The organism is Haladaptatus sp. DYF46 (assembly GCF_021083305.1).
GTDB lineage: Archaea > Halobacteriota > Halobacteria > Halobacteriales > Haladaptataceae > Haladaptatus.
Map to the genome: position 1 here is coordinate 1013828 of NZ_JAJFAY010000001.1, position 21315 is coordinate 1035142.

A 21315-nucleotide genomic window follows, 5' to 3' on the forward strand; every position below is an offset into this window, starting at 1 on the left:
CACCGCTACTCTCCGGTCAGCGCTTCGCTCGCCGGTGAGAGCGAAATCGTCGAGCCGAGTCCCTCATCGCGTGCCTTCTCGTAGAGCATGTACGCCGCCGCGACGGTTTCGATGCCGGTTCCACCGCTGTCGAAGACGGTGATCTCGTCTTCGGATTCCCGTCCCGGTTTCTCGCCCGCGACCACCTCGCCGAGTTCGGCGTGGATGTGATCTTCGTCCACCGCGCCGTCTTCCATCGCGGCGAGAAACGACCCCGCGTCCCGCGTCGCTCGCTCGCGAAGGTCGGGAACGTACGTGGCGCGTTCGACCGTCTTCGCGTCGAGTTCGCGCTTTTTCGGGTGATATTGGCCCATCGCGGTGACGTGCGTTCCGTCTTCGAGGATGTCCCCGTCGAACACCGGTTCGCTGGCCGTCGTCGCGGTGATGACGATGTCCGAATCCTCGACGGCCGCGGCGCTGCTGGCGACGGCGGCGACGGACGCCGAGAGCGCCTCGTTCATCTCGGCGGCGAACGACTCGCGGCTTTCCTTCGTCGGCGAGAAGACGGAGACGGTTTCGATGTCGCGGACGGTCACGGCGGCCTTGAGTTGCCCGCGTGCCTGTGCGCCGCTGCCGATGATGGCGAGGGACGTCGCGTCCTCGCGGGCGAGGGCGTCGAGGCCGACGGCCCCCGCCGCGCCCGTCTTGAAGGGATTCATGCTCGCCCCGTCGATGAGCGCGAGCGGTCGCCCGCTCTCGGCGTCGAACAGCGGCGTCATGAACCACGCGTCGCCCGCGCCGAAGCCCGCGGAGTACATGTAACCCCCCATCGCGCCGGTTTCCGGGAGAATCGCGGAGTAGCCGGTCAGCATCCCCGCCGGGTCGTCGTTCACCAGCGTCGTTCGGGGTTTCGCGGGCGCGCCCAGTCCTCGCTGGCGATAGCCGTCACGGACGGCATCGACGAATTCGTCCATCTCGGCCAATCCTGCAACGTCGTCGCTCGTCAAAACCAGCGTCTCGGTCATGACTCACACAACGGATGCCAGCGACAAAACCGTTGAGGGACGGAGCGGAGGAAAGTGGGAGACGGATGACGGGACGCGGGAAAACGGACCCGACGGTAGAGGAAAAGTGTCGAAGGGTCAAAAACGGAACGAAGGGAGAGGAGTGGAAAGGAGAGGAGAAGAGTGGAAGCCGAATTAGTCAGCGGAGTTGACTGGCGTGGACGACTGTGGGTTCGGTGCGGGCGCTTCGTCGACGGGTCCGTTCACGAACAGCGCGTGTCCGATGAGGAGGACCGAAACGATCGCTCCGAGCGGAACTGCGGTGGTCAGTGCGAGTCCGGCAACGCTGAACGCTCCGGTGACGCCGACGAGTGCGAGCGGAATCAGTCCAAGAATGAGGTCGTAGTATCCAGTCATAATGTATTCTATAATATGCGGGGTAGGTATATAACTGTTCCCCATAGGAAAAGCAGCTGTTTCCTGTATGACTTGAAAATGCTCTCAGGAATCTACGGATTAAATACCCATAACTTATGAGAATCTATTCGAAATACAGGGCCTGAAACGCACGAATACGCCATGATAGACGGGAGGAGTAATGTCCAGTAGTAATCCTTCGCTCGAAGCGAATCGTGTCAACGGCAACCGTGATACCGGTTGACATAATATTCCGGGGTGAAATTACCCCGAATAATCAGACGTTCGCGTCCGAGGGTGGGCGGAGGAACAGCGCACCGATCGCCGCCACGATGGCGAGAACGCCGCCGACGAGGAAGGCGACCGTCCAACTCGTCGCCGTGACGAGAAAGCCCGCCACCGCCCCGCCGAACAGCCCGCCCCACATCTTCCCCGAGTAGAGGAGCGCGTAGTTCGCCGAGGAGTGTTCCCGGCCGTAGTAGTCGCCCACGACGCTCGGAAACAGCGTGTACTGCGGACTCCAGAAGAACGTGGCGACGATGACGGCGAAGATGAATCCGATGTTCGACCCTGCGCGTGCGAACCAGACGACCGCGAACAGGCCGACCCCACAGAGGAAAAAGGACGCCGCCATCGCCTTCTCGCGGTCGAGGCGGTCCGAGGCGTCCCCGACGACCAGACGGCCGACGCCGCCCGCGACCGGCAACACCGTCGCGGAGACCGTCGCGATTATCGCCGCCAGTTCGAGATTTTCGGCGAAGGAGACCACCTTCGCGGTCAACATCAACCCCGCCCCGCTAGCGCAGACGAACATGACGTACATCACCCAGAACTGCCACGTCCCTGCCATCTCGCGCCACGTGTACTGCTTCCCCGCGGCCACGTCCGATCCCGAATCCTCGTCGCCACCGTCGGCGGTGGCTTGGAGCCATCCCTTCGGCGGGTCCCGAAGCACCACCGCGCCGACGAGAATTCCGATACCGATGAGCAGACCCATGTTCCGGAGGACGCCGGAGTAACTCGACGCCGTCGCGTTCGCCCGGACGTACGGAACGACCAACGCGCTCCCGCCCGCGAAGGCCATCGTGCCGAGTCCGGTCGTCAGACCGCGCCGGTCCGGAAACCACTTGAGCGCCGTGTTCACCGCGACGGTGTAGACGATGCCGACGCCGATGGCACCCAACGAATAGAGGACGTACAACTGCCAGACACTCGTCGCACGCGACAGGCCGATATATCCGCCGCCGGCGAGGATTCCGGCGAGCAACGTCAGCGCGCGCGGGCCGTGTCTGTCGCGCCACCACCCGACCGGAAACTGCGACCCCGCCTGAAAGATGACGAAGAGGGTGAACACCGCGCCGAGCGCCGCCGGTTCGATGGCGAGATTGTCCGCCATGGGCGAGCGGATAGACGACCAGACGTACTGGTAGGGGCTGACGAGCCCCATCATCACGACGGCGGCGGCGACCTGCCACCATCTGGAGAAGCCGAGCACGTCTTTCGCACGTGCAGAATAATCGATATCGGTAGTACTCATGGCGAAACGGACCGACCGGAGGTCAATCAGGATTGCGTTTGAGGAAACCCGCGTAGGTTTATAATGGAATACGAACAATTATCGGCTATGGAGGCGAGAAAATCGTATTTCGTTGCATGCGCGCTCGTCCTCGTTTCGTTCGTCCTCAGCGCGTACTACTACCCTCGGATGCCCGGACAGATGGCGACCCACTGGAACGCGAACGGCGTCGCCGACGGGACGATGCCGAAACTGTGGGGCCTGTTGTTCCTCCCGACGCTGACCGCCGGACTCCTCGTCCTGCTCGCCGCGATTCCGCGAATCGACCCGCTCCGGGAGAACATCGCGGCGTTCCGTGAGTACTACGACCTGTTCATCGTCCTGTTCACGGCCTTCATGCTGTACGTCCACCTGCTGGTCATCCTGTGGAACCTCGGCTACCGGTTCGACTTCACGATGGTCCTCTCGCCGGCCATCGGCGTGCTGTTTTACTTCGTCGGCGCGCTGATGAGCCACGTCCAGCGCAACTGGTTCATCGGCGTCAAAACCCCGTGGACGCTCTCGAACGACGACGTGTGGAAGCGAACACACAGGCGAGCGGGGCCGCTGTTCAAACTGGCGGGCGTCATCGCCGTCCTCGCCGTCTTCGTCCCGCGTTACGCCATCTACCTGATGGTCGGGCCGGTTCTCCTCGTCTCCGTCTACCTCACGCTGTACTCCTACGTCGAGTATCGGCGCGTCACCGCCTGAACGCGACTCCTCAGTCGCCGCCGTGGGCGATGACCTCGTCGGGGCGGATTTTGAGGAGGACTCGCGCCGTTTGAATCTCGGGTTGATACTCCTCGCCGGTGTATCGTCGCGAGAGTTCGTCGATGTGTTCGCGGGCACCGTCCTCGGTTATCTCGTCAACCTCGCCGAGAACGGAGAGCGCACGATAGCGGTCGTCGGGGTCCGTCATCCCCATTCCGACCTTCGGGTTCTCCCGTACGTTTTTCTCCTTCCGCCGGCCGCGCTCGGTGTTGACCAACACCCTGTCCTCGTCGGCGTCGTAATCGACCCACACCGGAGTGACGTGCGGCAGTCCCTCCGGCGTGAGCGTGGCGAAGTACGCGAACACCGGTTTCTCGAACAACTCGTGAAACGCCGCTGGGATGGATGACATCACGGAACCCACAGTCGGGAAGCACTTCACGCTACGGGCCACGGGGAGAGGAGAGGTGAGTACGACTCGTAGAACAGGGAAGTCCGAGTTACAGCGCGTCGGATGCGACGCCCGCCACGAGTCGCCAGACGGTCATAAACACCAATCCGAATCCGAGCACGACGAGGACGAAGGTGAGCGGCGAATCGCCGTGGAAGAACGACGTCGCGCGGAGGCCAGCTCCGATGAGCGCGGCGATAACCCACGTCCCGTCCGCGAACAGCACCGAACTGCGGACCGATTGGCGGGCGCGCGAACTGTACAGTCCGACGACGAGTGACGCGATTATCCACCCGATGAGGAACGGCGCGACGGTCCCGGCGAAGTGGGCGGGACTCGCGAGGATGTTCTCGTTGTGTCGCATCGCTCCGATTCCGAGGAGGACCACCAACACGATCACGTCGCCGATGACCAGTCCTGCCGTGGTTGACGAGCGGTCGAACCGTCGGGTGCCGAAGGCACTGCTCATGCCCCCGAATTGGACCGCCGGGGTTATGGCGTTCCCGATGTGCGCTTCACGCCGGCCACGGTGTAATCGAATCCGCGGTTCCGAACGCGCGGGACGAGGCCCGCCGCGTCCAACTTTCGCACTAGCGCTTCGGGCGTGAAGAACGTCGAATCCATGCCCATCAGGTGTTCGCCGCGGACGACGAACCACCCGCGAACCGTTTCCGGGTTGAATTCGCGGACGACGACCACGCCGCCCGGACGAAGGACTCGCTCGACTTCCGCGAGCGTCGCACCCGGGTCGGCGATGTGATGCAGGGCATCCGAGATAACCGCCGCATCGACGGATTCGCTCGCCAACGGAAGTCTCGTCGCGTCACCGCGCACACAGGTCAGACCCCGCGCACGGGCCTGTGCGAGCATGCCCGCGGAGGCATCGACTACGAACCCCTCGTCCACGTCGAACGCTCGAACCGCACGGCCGGTGCCGCCCGCGATATCGGCGACTCGCGCTATCGGGCGTTCGGCTTGCACGAGTCCCTCGCGGAGGACGTCGTAGTCGGAATCCGGCGAGAAGTAGTCGTAAAACCGTGCGATGCGGTCGAAGTGCTCGATGTCGCCGTCTGCGGAGGCCATACCGGACGAACGCGCGCTACCGCATAAAATCCGGCGGGAACCGACCGTTCGCCCCGACCGGCCCGATGGATGGATATATGTCGCGTCGAAACCACGGGGCATGGAGTACGCGGTGCTGGGGTGGCCGGACGACGGGCCGAAACTGCGCCTCGATTACGAACGGTTCAGCTACGCGGGCAAGTTCGTGATGTCGAACACGGGAAAGGCCGTCGCCCGCGCGTCTCGGCCCGAGGAACGCCCGTCCGTCGACTTCGGCGACGAATCGGTCGTCGCGGCCACCGCGTTCAACGTGGACCGCACCGACGACGGGACGGTGTGGATTCGCTACGTGACGGTCCACGCCGACCGACGCGGCGAGGGAATCGGCTCCGAACTCGCTCGGTTCACGACGGAGCGCGTTCACGACCGAGGATTCTCTCGGGTGAAGATTGCGGTAAACAACCCCTACGCGTATCAGGCGCTCTATCGTGCGGGGTTCGGCTTCACGGGCGAGGAGACCGGACTGGCCGAGCTCGTCCTGAAACATCCGAAACCGGACGAAGAGCGCTATCAAGACGGGTTGAATCACTACCGGGAGCGTGACCTGTCGCCGGGGGAGGAAGCGTTTCTGGCGACGAAGGAAAACGAGCGTCCCCCGCGGGGATGAAATGGGTAGACCGTGCCTGATTCGGTCGGCCACAGTTCTCACGCCCCTTGCCGTATTCATTCAGTCGTTAACGACCAATTAACGAAGATAGTGTATCCCTTCTCGTATCGCAATGAGAGACGATAGAAGACGAATACTCGGCGTCATCGGGGCGGGGCTGTCGGTCGGGGTCGCCGGTTGTTCGGCGTTTTCGATGGACGACGGCTCCGGTTCGACGAGTGAACGAAGCGGCGATGAAGCGGAAACGACCACGGATCGGTTTGCGCCGTCGACTTCGACCGAGGACGAGGGCGAAAACGGGACGGACTCGGAGAAGACCCTTCCGGAGAAAATCGAACCGTCGCCCGAGGCGTATCGGTCCGTTCCGCTTCCGAGCGAGCCGAGCGAACACGCGTACGCGACGATGGGGGCGGACGACGCATCGGTGACGGCGGAGTTTTACGGCGCATGGAAATGCCCGTACACGCACGATTTCGTCATGAACTTCCTGCCGACCATCATCGAGGAGTACGTCGAACCCGGCGACGTCGCCATCGAGTTCCACGCCGTCGCGTACGAAGACGGCGAGGGGTTCCACGGCCCGGACGAACCGCGCGCAGCGCGCACCGGACTGGCCATCTGGAACGAGGACCCGAAGGCCTACTGGACGTTCTTCGGCACCATGTTCAAAAACCAGGACAGTTCGTCGGGGTGGGCGTCGATGGAGACGCTCGCTCGTATCGCAAAGAAAGCGGAGGTCAGCAACCTCTCCGAGATCGCCTCGCAAATCGAGGCGGGGGACTATCAGTCCCAAATCGAGAAGACGATGGACCAGGTCAACAAACTCGGGATTTCGAACGTCCCGCGCATCGTCGTCGGCGACACGGTGACGGCACCGACCGTCAAACCGAAGAAGACGAGAGCACAACTCGACGACGCGCTCGGAAAGGGGTCGGATTCGGACTCCGAAACGACCACGACCACGGAGACGACGGACGACGAGTCCGACACCACGACGGACGAGGACGGAACCACCTCCACCACGACGAGCGACGACGGCGGTTCCGATACGACGACCGGTACGACGACCGACGGAACCACCTCGACGACGACCACGAGCGACGAAACGACTACCACGACGACGGACTCTAGCGACTAGTCCAAAACCGATACCGCTCCACAGGTTCTCGATTTTCGTCCGGTTTTGTCCCCGCCCGCGGCATCGAAGACGGAGGCTTAAACCCTCTCCTCCCGTAGCATCGGCAAATGGGAAACTCCGCACTTCGACAGCTGGCGTCCCTCGAAGAGATCAGTTTCGACGACATCGAGGGGTCGCTCGTCGCCATCGACGCGCACAACTGGCTCTATCGGTATCTCACGACGACGGTCAAATGGACGCGCGACGAGGTGTACACCACCGATGACGGCACCGAAGTCGCCAACTTGGTCGGCGTCGTCCAAGGCCTGCCGAAGTTCTTCGAACACGAATTGACCCCGGTGTTCGTCTTCGACGGACACGTCGCCGACCTCAAGAGCGACGAAATCGAGGACCGGCGCGAACAGCGCGAGAAACTGGAGGAGCGCTTGGAGGAGGCTCGCGAGGAGGGCGACGCCATCGAAGTCGCACGCCTCGACGCACACACCCAGCGACTCACGCCGGTCATTCAGGAGACGACGCGGGAACTCCTCGACCTGTTGGACGTCCCGGTCATCGAGGCACCGGCGGAGGGTGAGGCTCAGGCGGCACACATGGCCCGGACGGGAACCGTCGATTACGCCGGGACAGAGGATTACGACGCGCTCCTGTTGGGCGCACCGCTCACGCTTCGCCAACTGACCAGCAAGGGGGACCCCGAACTGATGGACTTCGACGCGACGCTGAAAGAACACGACGTTACGTGGGAACAGTTGGTCGATATCGCCATCCTCTGTGGCACCGACTTCAACGAGGGTGTCTCGGGCGTCGGCCCGAAGACGGCGCTCAAAGGCGTCAAGGAACACGGGGACCTCTTCGGCGTCCTCGAAGAGCGGGACGCCTACATCGAGAACGTGGACATCATCCGGGGCATGTTCCTCGACCCCGACGTGACCGACGAGTACGAGTTCGACCCGGAGATGGACCCGGACATCGACGCGGCGCGCGAGTACGTCACCGAGGAGTGGAAGGTCCACGAGGAGGAGATAGAACGCGGATTCGAACGAATCGAGGAGAGCATCACCCAGACCGGCCTCGACCAGTGGACGTAGGGCCGGTACGTTCAGGGAGTTCGAGAAGGTACGGTCGATGATGGCCGACAGGACGCTCGAACCGAACGAGATAGCGGAAGGGATGGTAGTCACGTTCGACTGGTCCCCGGAAAAATCGGGGAGCGGCGGAACCGTCGAAGGGAAAATAACTCGCGTGTGGCGACCGGAAAACGACGTTCAGGAGTTCACGGTCGAGGAGGACGACGAAACGGTGTGGAACGTCTACACCGAATACCGGCGGCCGCCGGTCGAACGCATCGACCTGTCGGGCGACGGCGACACCGAACCGGACGCCGAGACGGTCGGCCGACTGGACGAAATCGTCCGCTCCTGACGCCGACCGGGTCGTACCCGAACCCGTCTCCTTTTGGTCGCGCACGGGAAACGGGTTCCCATGAACGCGAACGAAGTCGCCGAACTCATCGAATCCGGATTGGACGACGCCGACGTGACCGTGAGCCACCCGCGCGGCGTTCACGACGAAGACCACCTCGCCGCGACCGTCGTCTCGCCCGCGTTCGACGACAAGACGCTGGTCGAACAGCACCAGATGGTGTACGACACGCTCGGCGATCACATGACGACGGACATCCACGCGCTCGAACTGAAGACCTACACGCCGGAAGAGTACGACGCGCGATAAAGTAGCCCGAGCGAATACGGGTCCGGAACCGGCGAGCCAGTTCAGCGGCTCGGAAGCGCCGCTTCGCGGTCGAGACGTCGATTCCGAAGTGCGATTCCCGTGTCGGAGTCGAAGAGGTGAATCGCGTCCTCGGGAATCCGAGCGACGACTTCGTCTCCCGCTTCGATGGTTCGCATGCCGCTCAGCGTGGCGACGAACGGCTCTCGCTCCTCCATCAATTTCGCTTCGCCCTCGCCCACGAACTGGAGGTAGACGTTGTTTTCGTTGCCCATCGGTTCGACCACGTCCACGATCGTTTGGAACTCGTGGTCACCGCTCCCGCTGGCGACGAGTTCGACGTCCTCGGGGCGGACGCCGAACGTGACGTGCTCCGCGTCGCCGAGTTCGTCCGCCGTCTCGGATGACAGTGGATACTCGAATCGCTCGGCGACGAGTACGTCCCCGTTCCGAGTCGTTTCGAAGAAGTTCATCGACGGTTCGCCGATGAACCCGGCGACGAACCGGTTCGCCGGTTGGTGGTACGCCTCGATGGGCGTTGCGACCTGTTGGAGTTTCCCGTCGTTCAGGATGGCGATTCGGTCGCCCATCGTCATCGCCTCCGTCTGGTCGTGGGTGACGTACACCGTCGTCACGCCGAGGTCCTCCTGCAACCGCTGGAGTTCGGTGCGCATCTGCGACCGAAGCTTCGCGTCGAGGTTCGACAGCGGTTCGTCCATCAGGAACACCTCGGGGTCGCGGACGATGGCCCGGCCGAGCGCGACGCGCTGTTGCTGCCCGCCCGAGAGTTCGCCGGGCTTGCGGTCCAGCAGGTCCGAGATTCCCAACATCTCGGCGGCGTCGTCGACCGTTCGTTCGATCTCGCTATCGGGCATGTTCGTCGATTCTTCCAGCCCGAAACTCATGTTCTCCCGAACCGTCATGTGCGGATAGAGCGCGTAGGACTGGAACACCATCGCGATGTTGCGCTCCTGCGGCGGAACGTCGTTCACCGTCGTCTCGCCGATCGAGAGGCGACCGTCCGTAATACTCTCCAATCCGGCGATCATGCGGAGCGTCGTCGATTTTCCGCAGCCGGACGGGCCGACGAGGACGAGAAACTTCCCGTCGTCGACGTCTATCGAGAGGTCGTCGACCGCGACGACGTCGTCCCCGCCGGACTGTCCAAACACCTTCGTCAATCCATCGAGCGTTAACTTTGACATATTTCCTCCATCGTGTTCGTTTGCGTATCGATCGTCATTACGTTGCGACCCCCTTGGCGAACTCCTCGCCGAACGCGATGTAGACGAGCAGCGTCGGAATCGCGGCGATGAGCGCACCGGCCATTCGAAGCGGGAATACCGTCCCGGACAGCGACTCCCCGAGACCCGAGAGGATGAGGACGACCGGTGCCGCGGAACTGCTCGAACTCGACACGAGGATGAGCGCGAACAGCAGGTCGTTCCATATCTGCGTGAACTGGTAGATGAGCGTCACCGCGAACATCGGCGTCGAGAGCGGCAACACGATTCGCAGATAGATGCGTCCGAAACTCGCGCCGTCGAGTCGGGCGGACTCTATCATCTCGGTGGACATTCCCTGATAGTAGCCGCGGAACAGCAGCGTACAGATGGGGATGCCGTAGGCCACGTGCGTGACGATCAGTTTGACGAGCGCCGAGTGTTCGGACGTGAGGAAGGGAAGGGACCACATCGGCGCGAGCATCTCCTCGACGGGGATGTAGTTCCAGAACTCCGAGAGCGGAACGAGCACCGCCTGATAGGGGATGAAGATTCCCGCGATGAACAGCGCGAGAATTCCCGCCTGCCCCTTCCAGTTTATCTGTGTCATCCCGTACGCCGCCAGGCTTCCGAGCAGCGCCGAGAGAACGGTCGCCGGAACGGCGAACAGGAAGCTGTTCACGAGACCGCGACCCAGCGCCGAGATAGCGACCGACCAGTACTTGGTGGTGAATCCGTCCGGTCCGGGCGGGAGGAACGGGACCGTCCGAGAGACGGCCGAGTTCGTCTTCAACGAGGTGACGAGTCCCGTCTCTATCGGGACGAGGAAGAACGCTACCAGAGAGACGAGGACGCCGTACAGCAGAACTCGCCGCACGTCCAGATCGAACAGCCACGCCGCGATATCTCCCCGGCGCGATTCGGTTGTGTGTGATTGATTGCTCATAGGTTACCGTGTCTGTATTGGTTGATGAGGTACGGACCGATGATGCCGAGCGCCAACAGGAACAACATGATGGCGATGGCGGACCCGTACGCCCAGTGTTGGTTTCGGAACGCTTCCCGGACCATCTTCGTCGCCAGAATGTCCGACCCGTTCGGGGGCAGAAAGCCGCCGACGAGCGAGTAGAGGAAGTCGAAGGCCTTCAGCGCGAACACCATCAGGACGACGGCAGCGCTGATGACCGCGTTCTTCAACTGCGGGATGATGACCCGCCAGTACATCCGCAACGTACTCGCGCCGTCGACTTTGGCGGCCTCGTAGTGCTCGGTCGGAATCGCGCGGAGCGCCGCCAAGTACACCACCATGGCGTAGCCGCTGAACTGCCAGACCAGCGCAAAGACGACGGCCCCGAGAACGAGTTGCGGGTCGCCGATCCACTGGTACTGCCCGAGGCCGAACGTTCGGAGGACGATGTTGACGATGCCGTTCTGGTAGTTGTACATCCACAGCCAGAACTGCGCGGTCACGACGAACGAGAGGCTGAACGGCAACAGGTAGATGGTTCGGAACGTGTTCTCGAATCGAATCTTCCGATCCACCAGAATTGCCATCACGAGACCGACGACGAGACAGGCCCCGGTGAACGCGAGTAGCAACACGAACGTGTGTACCGTCGCGGAAATGAATCCGGGGTCGTTGAACGCCTGCGTGTACATCTCGAAGTCGAGATTGCCGTAGTCGACCGAACCGAACCCCTGGTAGTCGGTGAGGGAAATGATGAAGTTCCAACCGATAGCGCCGTACACGAAAAATCCCATCAGCAGGAACGGCGGGAGCCAGAACGGAAGCGACCCGACGAAATCCTCGCCGAGGTACGCACGGAGACCCGACCGCGAACTCGACTCGGTCGCGGTTGCGGTACCACCGTCGGTTCGGACGGTCCCGGTATCACCAGTTACCCGTCGTTTGACGCGTCGTATTGTGTTACGCATGGAAAGAGTGGTCGGCTGATTAGCCCTGAACCTTGTCGATCATTGCGTTCGTCGCGGCGTCGACGTTGTACGGCCCGGAGAAGTTGCTGGAGATGACCTCCTTGAGGCTAGTGAGCGTCTCCGGTTCGACGGCGAGACCGTGTGCAATGGTGGGTGGCCGGTGTTTCGCGTTCTTGAAGTCCTCGATGGTCTCCGTGAGATACGGTCCGAACTCGTCGGTACTGACGTCCTTCCGGGTCGGGATGGACCCTTTCCACTTGTTGTACGCGACTTGCGCATCCTTGCCGCCGACGAAGCGCATCCACTCCTTGGACTTCTTCGGGGACGGATTGTTGCTCGGGTAGAGGAACGCGTCGATGTGCAGCGTGTACATCCCTTTCGTGCCCGGGTACGGGACGAATCCCCAGTCCTCGTTGTACTTCAGGTCCTCGGACTTGTACGCGCCGGCGACCCAGTTACCTTGGTGGATGAACGCAGCGTCACCGCTCATGATCTTCTGGTTCGCCTCGGTGAAGCCGATGGTGGAGGCATCCTCGTTGGTGTACCCCGTTATCATCTCCTTCGTCGTTTCGAAGGAGCTTTTGACGGCGGATTTGGGACCCTTTCCGTTGACGTAATCCATGTACTTCGAGTAGCCGCTCTGTCCGAGCATGTTCACGGCCCAGAGCTGAAGCGTCGGCCACGTGTTCTTTCCGCCGAGCGCCATCGGTGCGGCGTCGGTCTTCTGTTTGACCTTGTCCATCGCGTCGACGAGCGCTTTCGGGCTGTCGAGCGATTTCGGGTCGACGCCTGCCTTCTCGACGACGTTGACGTTGTAGAAGAGACAGTTGAGGCGGTGGGAACCGATGGGAACCGCGCTCATCTTATCGTTATATTTACATTTGTCCACGGCTTCCTTGACGTGTGACGATTTCAGGTCGGCTTCCTCCCACACGTCCTTCTCGATGTTGCCGAGGGCACCCTCGTACTTGATGAGGTTCTTGCCCGGCCAGTTGGCGAACGCACTCGGCGGGTTGTCGTTCCGGAGACGTTTGGCGACGACGGCGTCGAGGTTCTCGTTACCACCGCCCCCGATGGGACGGAAGTTCGTCTCCATGTCAGAATGACTGTCTTTGAAGGTACTTGTGAGGTTGTTGACCGCCTTTTTCCCGTCACCGCCCGTCCATCCGTGCATCACTTCGAGCGGTTCGTCGGTCGATTCATCACCGTCTCCACCGCTTCCACCGCCGAGACAGCCTGCGAATCCAGCCATACCCGCCGCACCGATGAGACCGGTCGTTTTCATATAACTACGCCGTGACAAAGTATCTGATTCATTGCCTTTCATACTTAACTATCATCCACGCCTACGATTACCATTTGTCACGGGGTACTTAACCATTTTTCTATTACTTCATTACCGAGTGAATATTTCATATCTTACTTTTCCGCATTAATCCCTCTTCGATGAAACGAGGCGAGATCAGCCCCGTTTCGATGGGTTTTACGCCCGCCCACATCCACCCTCCACACGCATGAGCGACGAGGATTATCGAATCGAGGAGGACAGCCTCGGGGAGATGCAAGTACCTGCCGACGCCTACTGGGGCGCACAGACCCAGCGCGCGGTCGAGAACTTCCCCATCTCGGGAATCACGTTCGGGCGGCGGTTCATCCGCGCGCTCGGAATCGTGAAGAAGGCCGCCGCGCAGGCGAACGAGGAACTCGGGATGATAGAGGAGGACGAGGCAGCGGCCATCGTCGAGGCCGCGGACGAGGTCATCGCGGGCGAACACGACGACCAGTTCCCGGTGGACATCTTCCAAACGGGATCCGGCACCTCCTCGAACATGAACGCGAACGAGGTCATCGCCAACCGCGCCGCCGAAATCTACGGGGAAGAGATCGGGGACCGCGTCATCCACCCGAACGACCACGTCAACTTCGGCCAGTCGAGCAACGACGTGATTCCGACCGCGATGCACGTCTCCGCGCTCGAAGCCCTCGAGAAGGACGTGCTTCCCGCACTCGACACCCTCCGCGAGGCGCTCGCGGAGAAAGAAGCGGAGTACGACGGCGTGGTGAAGACGGGCCGCACGCACCTGCAAGACGCCACCCCCGTTCGCGTCGGACAGGAGTTCGGCGGCTACCGCGCGCAAATCGAGAAAGGTCTCGCGCGCGTCGACGACGTGCGAGCACACCTGAGCGAACTCGCGCTGGGCGGCACGGCGGTCGGGACGGGACTGAACACCCACCCCGACTTCCCCGCGCTCGCCGCCGACTACATCAGCGAGGAGACGGGCATCGCGTTCCGCGAGGCGGACAACCACTTCGAGGCGCAGGCCGCCCACGACGCGATGGCGGAAGCACACGGCGCGCTCCGCACCGTCGCTGGGTCGCTCAACAAGATCGCGAACGACCTTCGCCTGCTGGCGTCGGGGCCGCGTAACGGACTCGGCGAAATCGACCAACCCGAAAACCAGCCCGGCAGTTCCATCATGCCCGGCAAGATCAACCCCGTCGTCGCCGAGGCCGTCAATCAGGTCCACAAGCAGGTCGTCGGCAACGATACCACCGTCGAGTACGGTGCGGCGGAAGGTCAGATCGACCTCAACCTGTACAAGCCCGTCCTCGCGCACAACTTCCTCGAATCGGCGGAACTCCTCTCGAACGTCAGCGAGACGTTCGCGGACAAGTTCGTGCGGAAACTCGACGTGAACGCGGAACACTGCGAGGAACAGGTCGAACAGAGCATGGCGCTCGCCACGGCGCTCAACCCGCACATCGGCTACGACAAGGCGTCGAAAGCCGCGAAGGAGGCGCTCAAGGAAGGGAAGACCGTTCGACAGGTCGTCATCGAGAAGGGCTACCTCGGCGAGGAGGAAGCGAACGAAATCATCGACCCCGAAGCGATGACGCACCGCGGCATCCTCGGACAGGGCGAGTAATCTTTCGGCCTTTTATCTCCCCGTGAACGCCGTTCTACGGGCTTGCGCGGCGTAACCGTCGGCATCGGCGAGGTTCCAACGATACGAGCGACGGCGCTGTCGGCGTATTCGCGTAATAAACGGTCGGTCGGAGTCGGTCCGAAAAACGTCGGACCGGGCTAGAACAGGCTGGTGAAAAAGGACACGACGCCTTCGATGAGGGAGATGAACCCGCTCCAGAGCTTTCCGAAGAAGCCTTGGCTCCCGTTGGAGGGCGCGGACGTAGTCGTCGTCTCCTTCATCGAAGTGGTCGTTTGCCCCTTCCCCTCCGTCGTCTGCTGGGAGGTCTGGGTCGTCGTCTTCGGTTGACACCCTTTCGAAGAGATAGTGACCCCCTTGTTCATGTTCAGTTTCGTGCGCGTCGGGTTGTTTACGTCCCCCGACAACACCTCCCATTTCTTGATTTTGCCGTCGTACACGCCACCTTCACCCGCCAACACGGCCTGTCTGTTGAACTGCGGGTGGATGGTGAACTTGAAGTCGTTCCCCAGTCCGCGATAGACGGCCCCGTCGGAGCGGCCCTCCTGCCACGTCCAACTGATGTTCGCGCTCGCGGTTTCCTTGCCGTTCCAGTTGCGGTGTTTCGAGTAGTCGAACGTGTCGCGGTTCGTGGAGGCGTCGTACGAGTCGTCTTTGACGACGAACTTCCCTTTGACGGGAAGATTAGTCATCCGGAATGTCGCCGCGCCTCCTTTCCCCGCATCTAACTTGTCGTGGATGATGACGAGGCTGAGTCCCTTCGGACCCTTGTAAAGGAACATGATGCTGGTATCCTTTCGCTGGAGGTTCTCCGTTCCGAAGGAGGCGTACTTGAACGACGATGGGTCCGTATCGGGCGTTCGATAGTCGTAGAACTCCTCGACCGGCAATCCCGACATCGAGAGCGGTTCGATGGGGATGCATTTTCCGTCCTGTTCGATGGAGAACTGGGCGTTGCTCCCGGATTGTGCACCTACCGACGAGATGCCTCCGAGTATGGTAGTCGAGGCGACGGTCGCCTGAACGAACCGGCGACGGTTGATAGTGGGCGAGTTCTCGGTCATGCTGTCCACGAAAGGTACGATTTCCCGGGACCTTTGTTCCACGCCGACTGACTGAAATCAGCGCCAGCCGAACGAAACGGTAGGACGGCCGTACTCCCCCGGTAAGGGTGATATTCGGACACAGTAGGGTAGTCATTCTCTGACGGGGATCGAACCCGACCGGGGCGTGCGTTCGCCGGCAAACCGACCGGTACCCCACGCCTACTTTTATACCACGTCCTCCCCGTCGTGTATGTATGGAGACACTCAACCCCCGAATTCGCCTCGTCTGGTTCGTGAGCGTCCTCGTCGTCGCGACGCTCGTCGGCGGCGCACTCGCTGGGGTTCGTCGATTTCTCGTCGAGTTCGCGCTCACCTTCGTCGTCGCCGCCGTCGCCATCGCCGTACTCCTCGGTATCGCGTACATCGCGTTCAAATTCCGAGCGTGGCGGTTCGAAATCCGGGACGACGACCTCTACCTCGAACGCGGCGTCTTCACCCGCGTCACGACCGTCGTCCCCTTCGTTCGGGTGCAGCACGTCGATACCCAACGCGGCCCCGTGGAGCGACTCCTCGGCCTCGGAAGCGTCGTCATCTACACTGCCGGGTCACGCGGGGCGGACGTGACGATTCCCGGACTCACGCCGGAACGGGCAAGCGAACTACAGGGTCGTCTTCGGAACCTCGCGGTCGAAAGCGAGTACGAGGACGCGGTATGAAGTTACATCCGCTCTCGCTTCCGTATCGAATGGTGGTTCGGGGGGGCCGCGTCGTTTCCGCCGTCCTGTTCGCCGGGTTCGCGGCCGTCGGCGGGATAGAGTGGTTGACGCTCGAAATCTTCGCGGGGTTCCTCCTCCTCGTCCTGCTCGCCGTGATTGGGTGGGAGTTCGCCTACCACCGACGGTTCGAGTACGAACTCGCCGACTCGTCGCTCGACATCGAGTCGGGCGTCATCTCGCGACGACGGCGGGAGATTCCGCTCCGGCGGATTCAGAACGTGGACATCCATCGAAACGTCGTCCAACGCGTCGCCGGTATCGCCTCCCTCGGACTGGAGACGGCGGGAGGCGGCGAAACCGAAGCGAATCTCGAATACGTCGCCTACGAGGAGGCGCGACGACTCCAGCGGGAGATTCAACGCCGGAAGAACGGTGCGCCGGCATCGACGGGAACGGAAGCGGAATCCGAAACGCCCGACGAGGAAGTGTTGTACGAGATCGGTTCGGAGGAACTGCTGTTGCTTTCGGCCGTTTCGGTCGAACCGCGTGCCATCGGGTTGGTGTTCCTCGTCGTTCCCTTCGTCATGGGCACGACGGACCTCGCAAGCGTGTCGTTCTTCATCGGATTCTCGCGCGTCCTGTTTTCCGCACTCGTCCTCTGGGTGAGCAGCGCGATGATAACCTTCGCGCGCCACTACGGATTTCGGCTGATGCGCGTCGGCGACGAACTCCGCTACGAACGAGGCCTGCTCCAGCGCTACGACGGGAGCATCCCGCTCGACAAGATACAGACGCTCACGGTGCGGGAAAACCCCGTCATGCGACTCGCGGGGTACGCCTCGCTCTCCGTCGAGACGGCGGGCTACGCGCCCGGGCAGGGACCGTCGGGCGGGTCCGAGGCGGCGGTTCCACTCGCCGTTCGAAGCCGCGTTCGCTCGCTCGCCCACTCGCTCGAACCGTTCGACGACCCGACGTTCGAGCGTCCGCCCCGTCGAGCGCGACGCCGCTACGTCGTCCGCTACGCTCTCGTGGCCGTGGTTCTCACGGGCATCATCTACGGCGTGGACCGGTTCACGGGATTCGTCGATTTTTGGTACGCGCCGCTCGCGCTCTTGCTCCTCGCGCCCGTGGCCGGACACTTTCGGTGGAAACACCGCGGCTACCACGTCGGCGACGACCACGTCACGACGCGAAACGGATTTTGGCGACGGACGACGCGAATCGTCCCCTATTACCGAGTTCAGACGGTCATACAGCGGGAGACGCTCTACCAGCGTCGGTGGTCGTTGGCGACGGTCATCGTCGATACCGCGAGTTCCACGGGACTTCGAGGCACGGACGGCCACGCCGCGGACGTGGACGGGGACGACGCCGACGAACTCCGGGAACTGGTCGCCCGTCGGCTGGGCAGGCAGGTCAAACGCAGACGAAGCGAGCGACGGAGAGGAACGGACCGACGTCGATCGGAAACAGTGGCGGACGGCGTGGACTCGCGTTCCGAGAACGATTGACTGCGATCCGCTATCGCTCGACGTCGGCCCCCGAGTCCGTCAGATCCTCGACGATGAAGACGATACGTTCTCCGGTGCCGTCCTCGGCGTTGACGGGGGCTCCGTTGACCGAGAGACGACGCCACTCACCCGTCGGTGTTCGGTACCGCATTCGGACACCTCGAACGGTCGTTCCGTCCTCGAAAACGGCCCTCAGCGGGTGTCCGTTCTCTCCAAGAGGAGTACCGTTTTCGTCCGTCACCGTCCATTCGCGGGAATCGTAGCTTCGTCCCGTGATCTCTTCCTCCGGAAGTCCCAACATTTCGACCATCCGCTCGTTGACCCGTTCGATGTTCCCGTCGGTGTCGAGGATGAGGATGCCGACGGGACTCGTCTCGAACACGCGTTCGAGCAGTTCCCGCTCGCGGCGGTGTTCTTCCCGAAGCCTGTTTTCGTCGGTGACGTCGCGGAAGTACACCGATAGTCCTTCGGTCGAGGGATAGGCGTGTACTTCGAACAGCGTTTCGAGCGGTTCGAAGTAGGCTTCGAACGTCGTCGGCTCCTGTCGTTCCATCGCTCCCCGATACTCCGCTTCGAACGTCGAACCGACCGATTCGGGAAACGCCTCCCAAACGACGTTTCCGAGGAGATCCGGTTCCGGACGGTCGAGGAGTTCCTCCCCGCGAGCGTTGAGGAACGTGAACCGCCAGTCGGTGTCCAACGCGAAGAACGCGTCCGTCACCCGGTCGTAGACGGCGCTCATGTGCCGCCGATACGCATCCGTCGCCCGCTCGGCGCGATAGCGCTCGACGACGTTCTCGATGCGGTTCGCCAGCACGGCGTACCTGTCGGGGCCGCCTTTCTGGAGATATTCGGTCACGCCCGCGGAGATGGCCTCGCTCGCTATCTCCTCGCTTCCCTTTCCGGTGAAGAGGATGAACGGTAACTCCGGTTCGCGGTCCCGAACCGCTTCGAGGAATTCGAGGCCGTCCATCGAACCCATGTCGAAGTCGCTGACGATACAATCGACCGAGACGGCATCGAGCCGTTCGATGGCCTTGGTAGGTGCCGTTTCGGTGTGAACGACGATATCGGGGATGTGTTCGGACAGCAACGGGTCGGAGAGGCGCACCCGTGCCGGGTCGTCATCGACGTGGAGAATACGAATCGGCGCGTCCTCGCCGGGATTCCTCGACGCGAGGAAATCGTACATACAGTCGATACTGTCGCTATCATTTTTATATCTATGGACCGGCGACCGTGACGGAGTTCACGGCCGCAAAACCCGTCGGTGAACCCGAACGGCGGCCCCATTCCTCGGGGGACAAACTCGCCCGAACTGGTCGGTTTTTTACCCCTCCACCTCCCATGTCCGTCAATGAGTGAGTACGACTACGAGGACCTCGGTCTCGTGGCGGGGCTGGAGATACACCAGCAACTCGACACCGAGGAGAAGTTGTTCTGTGGCTGTCCGACCGAACTGCGCGACCCCGATGAGTCGTCCCGAACGTTCACCCGCTATCTCCATCCGACGCGAAGCGAACTCGGCGAAATAGACGACGCCGCGCTCGAAGAGAGCCAAATCGACCGCGAGTTCGAGTATCTCGCCTACGACACCACCTGTCTCGTGGAGGCCGACGACGAACCGCCACATCGACTGGACGCGGAGGCCGAACAGGTCGTCCTCGAAATCGCACAGCTCCTCGACATGACCGTCGTGGACCAAGCCAACGTCATGCGAAAAATCGTCGTGGACGGGTCGAACACGTCGGGGTTCCAGCGCTCCACGCTCGTCGCAACCGGCGGGGAAATCCGAACGAGCGACGGTCCGGTCGGCGTCGAGGACCTGATGCTCGAAGAGGAGAGCGCCCAGCGCGTCGAGGAGCGCGAGGACGGCGTCACCTTCAGCCTCGACCGACTCGGCATCCCGTTGGTCGAAATCGGCACTAGTCCCGATATCAGTTCGCCGGAGCAGGCCCGCGAGGCCGCCGAACGCATCGGAATGCTCCTCCGCTCGACGGGTCACGTCAAGCGCGGCCTCGGCACCATCCGACAGGACGTGAACGTCTCCATCGCGGACGGCGCACGCGTGGAGATGAAGGGCGTCCAGAGCCTGGACGACATCGACGACCTCGTTCGGTTCGAGGTCGGTCGGCAGGTCGAACTCCTCGACATCCGCGACGAACTCCGGTCCCGCGACGCCGAGGTAGGCGAGGTGCAGGACGTGAGGGACGTGTTCGAGGGAACCGAGAGCGGCGTCATCTCCGGCGCGCTCGACAACGGCGGAAAAGTCACCGCCGTCCCCCTGTTCGGCTTCGACGGCCTCGTCGGGCGGGAGATTCAACCCGACCGTCGCCTCGGGACGGAACTCTCGGACCACGCCAAGCGCCACGGCGCTGGCGGCATCTTCCACACCGACGAACTGCCCGCCTACGGCGTCACCGAGGACGAAGTCGATGCGCTTCGGGACGCGGTCGATGCGGGCGACGAAGACGCGGTCGCCATCGTTGCCGCCGGTCCCGCGGTCGCGGACGGTGCCATCGAGGCCGCCGCGAAACGCGCGGCGGTCGCCATCGAGGAGGTCCCCGAGGAGACCCGCGGCGCGAACGAGGACGGCACCTCCGGCTACCTCCGTCCGCTCCCAGGCGCGGCGCGGATGTACCCCGAAACCGACGTGCCGCCGGTCGATTTGGACCCGACGGAGGTCGAAACGCCCGAACTGTTGACCGAGAAGGTCGAACGCTACCAGTCCGAGTTCTCGCTCGGGGCGGGACTCGCCGAACAGGTCGCCTACGGTCGCCGGATGCCGCTGTTCGAGCGCGCCGTCGAAACCGGTGCCGACCCGACGTTCGTCGCCGGACTGGTCGAGAGCACGGTCACGGAACTCCGGCGCGACGACGTGCCGGTCGAGAACCTCGACGACGACCACTTCCTCGGCGTCATCGCGCTCGTCACCGACGGCGAGTTGGCGAAGGAGGGCGTCAACGACGTGATGACGCTGCTGGCCGAGAACCCCGACCTGTCCGCCGAGGAAGCCGTCGAAGAGGCGGGACTCTCCGGTGTGGACGACGAGGAGGTCCGCGAAGCGGTGGTCGAAGTCGTCGAACGAAACGACGAACAGGTCGAAGAGGAGGGCATGGGTGCCTTCTCCGGCCTGATGGGCGAGTGCATGGGAAGCCTCCGCGGGAAGGCTGACGGCGACCTCGTGAGTCAACTGCTCCGCGAGGAAATCCAGAAGCGCGCCTGAA

General features: G+C 62.6%; 22 protein-coding genes. 10 read left to right on the forward strand and 12 right to left on the reverse strand.

The window, feature by feature from the left end:
- Positions 1–5: 5 nt before the first annotated feature.
- The 3 genes from LJF34_RS05740 to LJF34_RS05750 form a co-directional block, all read right to left on the reverse strand.
- Positions 6–1004 (reverse strand): ornithine cyclodeaminase family protein, encoded by a 999-nt coding sequence (locus tag LJF34_RS05740; RefSeq protein WP_231183846.1) that lies wholly within the window; start codon positions 1002–1004, stop codon positions 6–8.
- 174 nt (positions 1005–1178) lie between these two features.
- Complete coding sequence (locus LJF34_RS05745; protein WP_231183847.1) at positions 1179–1400, reverse strand: hypothetical protein; 222 nt, start codon at positions 1398–1400, stop codon at positions 1179–1181.
- 277 nt (positions 1401–1677) lie between these two features.
- Entirely contained in the window at positions 1678–2937 is a 1260-nt protein-coding gene (locus LJF34_RS05750; protein WP_231183848.1) for an OFA family MFS transporter, read from the reverse strand.
- Between the two features lie 87 nt (positions 2938–3024).
- On the opposite strand from LJF34_RS05750, the gene LJF34_RS05755 reads away from it, so the two are divergent.
- Positions 3025–3666, forward strand: a complete 642-nt coding sequence (locus LJF34_RS05755) for an SdpI family protein (RefSeq protein WP_231183849.1) — start codon at positions 3025–3027, stop codon at positions 3664–3666.
- A gap of 10 nt (positions 3667–3676) precedes the next feature.
- Here the strand turns inward: LJF34_RS05755 and LJF34_RS05760 are convergent, their stop codons facing one another.
- The 3 genes from LJF34_RS05760 to LJF34_RS05770 form a co-directional block, all read right to left on the reverse strand.
- Entirely contained in the window at positions 3677–4078 is a 402-nt protein-coding gene (locus tag LJF34_RS05760; protein WP_231183850.1) for a TIGR03618 family F420-dependent PPOX class oxidoreductase, read from the reverse strand.
- An 88-nt stretch (positions 4079–4166) separates the two neighbouring features.
- On the reverse strand, positions 4167–4586 hold the full coding sequence (locus tag LJF34_RS05765) for a DUF3054 domain-containing protein (RefSeq protein WP_231183851.1): 420 nt from the start codon (positions 4584–4586) through the stop codon (positions 4167–4169).
- A gap of 23 nt (positions 4587–4609) precedes the next feature.
- The gene (locus LJF34_RS05770) at positions 4610–5200 is read right to left on the reverse strand and encodes a methyltransferase domain-containing protein (protein ID WP_231183852.1); all 591 of its coding nucleotides are present in this window, start codon (positions 5198–5200) and stop codon (positions 4610–4612) included.
- Positions 5201–5300: 100 nt separating this feature from the next.
- On the opposite strand from LJF34_RS05770, the gene LJF34_RS05775 reads away from it, so the two are divergent.
- The 5 genes from LJF34_RS05775 (at position 5301) to LJF34_RS05795 (ending at position 8715) form a co-directional block, all read left to right on the forward strand.
- Positions 5301–5846 carry a GNAT family N-acetyltransferase gene (locus LJF34_RS05775; protein WP_231185041.1) on the forward strand — a complete coding sequence of 182 codons (546 nt, stop codon included), beginning with the start codon at positions 5301–5303 and terminating at the stop codon, positions 5844–5846.
- A 112-nt stretch (positions 5847–5958) separates the two neighbouring features.
- Positions 5959–6984 (forward strand): thioredoxin domain-containing protein, encoded by a 1026-nt coding sequence (locus tag LJF34_RS05780; protein WP_231183853.1) that lies wholly within the window; start codon positions 5959–5961, stop codon positions 6982–6984.
- 107 nt (positions 6985–7091) lie between these two features.
- Positions 7092–8072: a flap endonuclease-1 gene (fen, locus tag LJF34_RS05785; protein ID WP_231183854.1), complete on the forward strand. Its 981-nt coding sequence runs from the start codon at positions 7092–7094 to the stop codon at positions 8070–8072.
- A 40-nt stretch (positions 8073–8112) separates the two neighbouring features.
- The gene (locus LJF34_RS05790; protein ID WP_231183855.1) at positions 8113–8406 is read left to right on the forward strand and encodes a hypothetical protein; all 294 of its coding nucleotides are present in this window, start codon (positions 8113–8115) and stop codon (positions 8404–8406) included.
- A 60-nt stretch (positions 8407–8466) separates the two neighbouring features.
- Entirely contained in the window at positions 8467–8715 is a 249-nt protein-coding gene (locus tag LJF34_RS05795; RefSeq protein ID WP_231183856.1) for a BolA family protein, read from the forward strand.
- Between the two features lie 41 nt (positions 8716–8756).
- Here the strand turns inward: LJF34_RS05795 and LJF34_RS05800 are convergent, their stop codons facing one another.
- Genes LJF34_RS05800 through LJF34_RS05815 form a run of 4 tightly spaced genes read right to left on the reverse strand, consistent with a single transcriptional unit; the run spans position 8757 to position 13155 of the window.
- Positions 8757–9917: an ABC transporter ATP-binding protein gene (locus tag LJF34_RS05800; protein WP_231183857.1), complete on the reverse strand. Its 1161-nt coding sequence runs from the start codon at positions 9915–9917 to the stop codon at positions 8757–8759.
- Between the two features lie 37 nt (positions 9918–9954).
- Positions 9955–10881 carry a carbohydrate ABC transporter permease gene (locus tag LJF34_RS05805; protein ID WP_231183858.1) on the reverse strand — a complete coding sequence of 309 codons (927 nt, stop codon included), beginning with the start codon at positions 10879–10881 and terminating at the stop codon, positions 9955–9957.
- Positions 10878–11870 carry a sugar ABC transporter permease gene (locus tag LJF34_RS05810; RefSeq protein ID WP_231183859.1) on the reverse strand — a complete coding sequence of 331 codons (993 nt, stop codon included), beginning with the start codon at positions 11868–11870 and terminating at the stop codon, positions 10878–10880. Before LJF34_RS05810 ends, LJF34_RS05805 begins: the two co-directional genes overlap by 4 nt.
- A 19-nt stretch (positions 11871–11889) precedes the next feature.
- On the reverse strand, positions 11890–13155 hold the full coding sequence (locus tag LJF34_RS05815; RefSeq protein WP_231183860.1) for an ABC transporter substrate-binding protein: 1266 nt from the start codon (positions 13153–13155) through the stop codon (positions 11890–11892).
- A gap of 229 nt (positions 13156–13384) precedes the next feature.
- Here LJF34_RS05815 and LJF34_RS05820 point away from each other — a divergent pair, with 229 nt between their 5' ends.
- Positions 13385–14797, forward strand: coding sequence for a class II fumarate hydratase (locus LJF34_RS05820; RefSeq protein ID WP_231183861.1), 1413 nt, complete (start codon positions 13385–13387; stop codon positions 14795–14797).
- 158 nt (positions 14798–14955) lie between these two features.
- Here the strand turns inward: LJF34_RS05820 and LJF34_RS05825 are convergent, their stop codons facing one another.
- Complete coding sequence (locus LJF34_RS05825; RefSeq protein WP_231183862.1) at positions 14956–15879, reverse strand: hypothetical protein; 924 nt, start codon at positions 15877–15879, stop codon at positions 14956–14958.
- Positions 15880–16115: 236 nt separating this feature from the next.
- On the opposite strand from LJF34_RS05825, the gene LJF34_RS05830 reads away from it, so the two are divergent.
- Both LJF34_RS05830 and LJF34_RS05835 read left to right on the forward strand, forming a co-directional pair.
- On the forward strand, positions 16116–16577 hold the full coding sequence (locus tag LJF34_RS05830; protein ID WP_231183863.1) for a PH domain-containing protein: 462 nt from the start codon (positions 16116–16118) through the stop codon (positions 16575–16577).
- The gene (locus LJF34_RS05835) at positions 16574–18088 is read left to right on the forward strand and encodes a PH domain-containing protein (protein WP_231183865.1); all 1515 of its coding nucleotides are present in this window, start codon (positions 16574–16576) and stop codon (positions 18086–18088) included. Before LJF34_RS05830 ends, LJF34_RS05835 begins: the two co-directional genes overlap by 4 nt.
- A 10-nt stretch (positions 18089–18098) precedes the next feature.
- Here the strand turns inward: LJF34_RS05835 and LJF34_RS05840 are convergent, their stop codons facing one another.
- On the reverse strand, positions 18099–19280 hold the full coding sequence (locus LJF34_RS05840) for a PAS domain-containing protein (RefSeq protein WP_231183867.1): 1182 nt from the start codon (positions 19278–19280) through the stop codon (positions 18099–18101).
- A 165-nt stretch (positions 19281–19445) separates the two neighbouring features.
- On the opposite strand from LJF34_RS05840, the gene gatE reads away from it, so the two are divergent.
- Entirely contained in the window at positions 19446–21314 is a 1869-nt protein-coding gene (gene gatE, locus LJF34_RS05845; protein ID WP_231183869.1) for a Glu-tRNA(Gln) amidotransferase subunit GatE, read from the forward strand.
- The last annotated feature ends 1 nt before the right edge of the window (position 21315 follow it).